General features: G+C 59.9%; 4 protein-coding genes and 1 pseudogene. All 5 read right to left on the bottom strand.

The genetic code is table 11. The annotated features are described in order from the left end of the window. Nucleotides 1-368: 368 nt before the first annotated feature. Entirely contained in the window at nt 369-1694 is a 1326-nt protein-coding gene (gene aceA, locus ACQKP2_RS31270) for an isocitrate lyase (RefSeq protein WP_427582158.1), read from the bottom strand. A 475-nt stretch (nt 1695-2169) separates the two neighbouring features. Further along, nucleotides 2170-2931, bottom strand: coding sequence for a secretin N-terminal domain-containing protein (locus ACQKP2_RS31265; protein ID WP_427582157.1), 762 nt, complete (start codon nt 2929-2931; stop codon nt 2170-2172). A gap of 306 nt (nt 2932-3237) precedes the next feature. Further along, nucleotides 3238-3663 carry a GNAT family N-acetyltransferase gene (locus ACQKP2_RS31260; RefSeq protein ID WP_427582156.1) on the bottom strand — a complete coding sequence of 142 codons (426 nt, stop codon included), beginning with the start codon at nt 3661-3663 and terminating at the stop codon, nt 3238-3240. After that, nucleotides 3656-4822, bottom strand: coding sequence for a JmjC domain-containing protein (locus ACQKP2_RS31255; protein ID WP_427582155.1), 1167 nt, complete (start codon nt 4820-4822; stop codon nt 3656-3658). The genes ACQKP2_RS31260 and ACQKP2_RS31255 overlap by 8 nt, the downstream gene beginning before the upstream one ends. 86 nt (nt 4823-4908) lie before the next feature. Continuing rightward, nucleotides 4909-5344: pseudogene (locus ACQKP2_RS31250) on the bottom strand (hypothetical protein); the annotation flags it as partial.

Here is a 5344-nt window from a genome sequence, read left to right as displayed (position 1 = left end):
GCAAGCCTCGCTCCTACAGGCGAAGAACGATGACGCGGTGCGTACAGATACACCGCATTGTCCCGTTCGCGGGCAAGCCTCGCTCCTACAGGCGAACAACGATGACGCGGTGCGTACAGATACACCGCAGTGCCCCATTCGCGGGCAAGCCTCGCTCCTACAGGCGAAGAACGATGACACGGTGTGACAGATGCGCCTTGGCTTCTTGTTCGCGGGCAAGTCGGATCGCCGCCCGCTCGCTCCTACGAAAAGGGCAGGGTAAATCCAGTGCAAAAAAAACGCCCCGAACCAGTCGGGGCGTCATTTGTGCAGCGCTGCGGTTAGTTTTGCATCCGGTCCGCAGCGGCCGTTGACTCAGGCGAAGCGGATCAGTGGAACTGCTCTTCTTCGGTCGAGCCGGTCAGGGCTGTTACCGAAGAAGCGCCACCCTGGATCACGGTGGTCATGTCGTCGAAGTAGCCGGTGCCCACTTCCTGCTGGTGCGCCACGAAGGTGTAACCCTTGGCGGCGTCGGCGAATTCCTGCTCTTGCAGCTTCACGTAGGCGGTCATGTCGTTGCGGGCGTAGTCGTGCGCCAGGTTGAACATGCTGTGCCACATGTTGTGAATGCCGGCCAGGGTGATGAACTGGTGCTTGTAGCCCATGGCGGACAGTTCGCGCTGGAACTTGGCGATGGTCGCGTCGTCCAGGTTTTTCTTCCAGTTGAAGGAAGGCGAGCAGTTGTACGACAGCAGTTGATCCGGGTATTCCTTTTTGATCGCTTCGGCGAAGCGGCGGGCTTCTTCCAGGTCCGGCTTGGCGGTTTCGCACCAGATCAGGTCGGCGTACGGAGCGTAAGCCAGGCCGCGGGCGATTGCCTGGTCCAGGCCAGCGCGTACTTTGTAGAAGCCTTCCTGGGTGCGTTCGCCAGTCACGAAAGGCTGGTCGTACGGGTCGCAGTCAGAAGTCAGCAGGTCGGCGGCGTTGGCGTCGGTACGCGCCAGGATGATGGTCGGCGTACCGGCGACGTCGGCGGCCAGACGGGCAGCGACGAGCTTTTGCACGGCTTCCTGGGTTGGAACCAGTACCTTGCCACCCATGTGGCCGCATTTTTTCACGGAAGCCAGCTGGTCTTCGAAGTGAACGCCGGCAGCGCCTGCCTCGATCATGCTCTTCATCAGCTCGTAGGCGTTCAGTACGCCGCCGAAACCGGCTTCGGCGTCAGCCACGATCGGTGCGAAGTAGTCGATGTAGCCAGCGTCGCCCGGGTTTTTGCCGGCTTTCCACTGGATCTGGTCGGCGCGACGGAATGCATTGTTGATGCGCTTGACCACGGTTGGAACGGAGTCCACCGGGTACAGCGACTGGTCCGGGTACATCGATTCGGCGGAGTTGTTGTCCGCAGCCACTTGCCAGCCAGACAGGTAGATTGCCTGGATACCGGCCTTGACTTGTTGCACAGCCTGGCCGCCAGTCAGGGCGCCCATGCAGTTGACGAAATCTTTCTCCGGGCGGAAGGCTGGCTTGGCACCCTGGGTGACCAGGTTCCACAGCTTTTCGGCGCCCATTTTTGCAAAGGTGTGCTCAGGTTGAACCGAGCCACGCAGACGGACGACGTCAGCAGCGGAGTAAGTGCGTGTCACGCCTTTCCAGCGCGGGTTTTCAGCCCAGTCTTTTTCGAGGGCTGCAATTTGCTGTTCGCGTGTCAGTGCCATGGGAGATAAACCTCGTCGCGTCTTTATGAAAAGTTGTTCTGCGGTGGAAAATTCCTGCGCTCGCTGACCAGAGGCTTAAGCGGTCAAGTCGGATTCGGCGGGGAGGGCGACGGGATGAACGATCGGCTCGAGGGGAAAGTGAGCAGGTAAAGGCGGACTGCGGGCGCATTCGGGCGTCGTGGGCCTTGGTACGAACATCAGTGTGGTGCCGGGTTACCTAATTACGCTTCCGTCCCTCGGGACAACTTCGTTCCAGTCGACAACCTCGTCAAACACACCTTGTGGGCGGTACAGACACGAAGCGGCTCGCGGGGTAGGTGCGAACATCGCCTCGAAGGCCCTTGCCAGGGCCCCTGATTAGCGGGAGCGAGGCCATCATGCCTTTGCTTTTTTGCCTCGTCAAACATTTTGTAGTGCTTTTTTTCGAGCACTACATCTTTGGTCTAATACGACTCGGCAGTCAGTTTTCGGTGCTTTAGTCCAGGGCGTCGACTTTCACCCGCAAAGTCATGTCATTGCGGCTCTGGGTCGAATAACTGCGGGTCATGCCCTGTTTGTCGGCCTGGGTCTGGCCATTCACCCCGGCCAGCAGGATCCATTCGCCGAGGCGGCCTGTGACGGTTGTGTCGGTACTTTGTACGTTCACTACATCCGGACGTTCCTGGCTCATCCGGTCACGGTTGGTACTGATCGACAGGTGAACGATATCGCCCGTGACATTGGCGGTGACGTAAAAACCCTGGGTGACATTGCGGTATTCAGTCTGGCTGCGCAGGTCGCCGTACGAGTCGATCTGGGTGCTGGTCAGCGGTACGCTCTGGCCGACCTGGATCAGCGTCGGCATGCCGTCAGTGGCCTGTATTTGCTGGATGCCACCGTCACGGCTGTCGGTGCTGTGACTGATGATTCGAGTCTGGCCTGGCTTGGCGCCATTGATCGAGTAACCCTGATCGCCCTGGACGTTGTTTTCATTGGTGTCGACAGTAATCAGCAATCGCTTTGGCGCAACGTCGAGTTGGCCGATCAGGGTTTTAAGTTCGTCGATTTTGCGCTGATCGGCGTTGACGATGAGCTGATTGCCGTAGGCGCTGACCTGGCCGTCCTTGCCGATGAAATCCTGCGCCATCGGTAGCATGTCGGCGCTGGTGTGGTAGCTCAGCGGCACGATTTCTGTCGCCGCCATGGCCGAAAAGCTGCAGGTCACCAGCAGTGTGGTGAGCAGGGTGCGTAGGGACATATCCGTTATCTCCGACTTCTGTGATCTGTCTGTAGGAGCGAGCAAGCTCGCGATGGTCGTTAACGATGACGCTGGGTGCCTGGATGTCCACGGCGTCTGGGAGTCCATCGCGAGCTTGCTCGCTCCTACAGGGAAAGAGTGATCTCTTGATATTGCCAGTTTGTCGGCCTGGGGTGGGGTTAGTTGAATCCTAGACAGCAAAACGCCCCGGCATTGGAAAATGACGGGGCGTTTTGGGAGCAACTACGTACCGTAGGAGCGAGCGGTGCGGCGATCCGACTTGCCCGCGAAGGCGGCACCTCGGTCTCAGGTCGAGTGCCGCACCATGTCCACATGGGGAATGCCGGCTTCCAGGAATTCCTCGCTGACCATGTTGAAGCCCAGGCGCTCATAGAACGCCGTGGCTTGCACCTGGGCGCTGAGCATCTGTTGCTTCAGCCCGCGTTTCTCGGCTTCGCCGATCACCGCCTGCATCAGCGCATCGCCGACTTTCAGGCCGCGCCAGTCCTTGAGCACCGAGACCCGGCCGACATGGCCGTCAGGCAACAGGCGTGCGGTACCGATCGGAAAGTCGCCTTCAAGTGCCAGGAAATGCACGGCCGTCACATCATCGGCATCCCATTCCAGTTCAGGTGGAACGGATTGCTCGGCGACGAACACCGCTTCACGAATGCGCCGGATCTCGGCGTTATCCTTCTGCCAGTCTGCGACACGTACGTGAATCTTATTCATCGGCGAACCCCAGGCTTCCTTGCTTGACCAGTTCGCACAGCAGGCAGCGGCCATCTTCGTCGCTCAGCCATGGGCCGAGGTTGTCGATGTGCAGGGCGTCGGCGGCGCAGATCATTTTCAGCAGTTCGCGCAGTTTGCCCGGCAGGTAGCGGCTTTGTCCGCTGGCAAACAGCAGAAGGTCGTCGTCGACTTCCGACCAGGCCAGGCGTGCACTCGGGTTGCGGATCAGGATGGCGCCGTTTTCCAGGCTGCCGAGCAGGTCTTCTTCTTCCAGTTCCTCGCCTGCCACCAGTTCCGGGTAGCGTGGCTCGGTCATGAACTGGCCGAACCAGGTCAGCAGCATGCGCTCGTCGCTCATGTGTTCGGCCAGCAGGCTTTTCAGGCGATCGAGGGCATCGTGCTGGATCTGGTGCGGATCAACCGCCGGCAGAGCGTCGGCGTCGGTGTAGCGCTCTTCGTCCGACAGGTACTGGCTCAGGAAGTCGGTGAAGTGCGTCAGCACTTCGGCGGCGCTCGGTGCGCGGAAGCCCACCGAATAGGTCATGCAGTCGTCTTCTGCGATGCCGTAGTGGGCCAGGCGTGGCGGCAGGTAGAGCATGTCGCCCGGTTCCAGCACCCATTCGGCCGTCTCTTCGAACTCGGCGAGGATGCGCAGGTCCGCGTGTTGTATCAGCGGGCTTTCGGTGTTGCACATCTGGCCGATTTTCCAGTTGCGCTTGCCCTGGCCTTGCAGCAGGAACACGTCGTAGTTATCGAAGTGCGGGCCGACGCTGCCGCCAGGCGCGGCGAAACTGATCATCACGTCGTCGATTCGCCAGCTCGGCAGAAAGCGGAAGTGCTCCAGCAACTCGCTGACTTCCGGTACGAACTGGTCAACGGCTTGCACCAGCAGGGTCCAGTCGCGCTCCGGCAATTTGCTGAATTCGTCCTCGGCGAACGGGCCGCGGCGCAATTCCCATGGGCGTTCGCCGTGTTCGATCACCAGGCGCGATTCGACTTCCTCTTCGAGTGCCAGGCCTGCCAGTTCGTCGGCATCGATCGGGCTCTCGAAGTCAGGGATTGCCTGACGGATCAGCAGTGGTTTTTTCTGCCAGTAGTCGCGCAGGAATTCTCGCGCCGTGATGCCGCCCAGAAGTTGAAGAGGAGTGTCAGGATTCATGTGTAACCTATTGAAAAAAAGCACTTTTCATACGGGAATAAAAACGCCCGGCGCGGCCGGGCGTCTTGAAAGGGTCTTGCAGTCGATCAGATGCGCTTGGCTTGTGCCACGGCGTTGCCGATGTAGTTCGCCGGGGTGAGCAGTTTCAGCTCGGCCTTGGCGGCGGCCGGCATGTCCAGTGCGTCGATGAAAGTTTGCAGCGCTTCGGGGCTGATGCCCTTGCCGCGAGTCAGCTCTTTCAGCTTTTCGTACGGGTTTTCAATATTGTAGCGACGCATCACGGTCTGGATCGGCTCGGCCAGAACTTCCCAGCACGCATCCAGGTCTTCGGCGATTTTCTGTGCGTTCAGTTCCAGCTTGCTGATGCCCTTGAGGCTGGCTTCGTACGCGATCACGCTGTGGGCGAAGCCTACGCCGAGGTTGCGCACGCAGGGTATAGGTGTCGACACCGCCGGCAACGTTTTCAGCGAACTCGCCCATTTGCAGGCTGCCGATGGAGCAGGCGTGCTCGACCACTTCCAG

Origin of the sequence: Pseudomonas sp. NPDC089569, assembly GCF_050280625.1 — a bacterium.
Lineage (GTDB): Bacteria > Pseudomonadota > Gammaproteobacteria > Pseudomonadales > Pseudomonadaceae > Aquipseudomonas.
The sequence above is the reverse complement of the archived record's forward strand: the minus strand, read 5'-3'. Positions and strand labels throughout refer to the sequence as shown.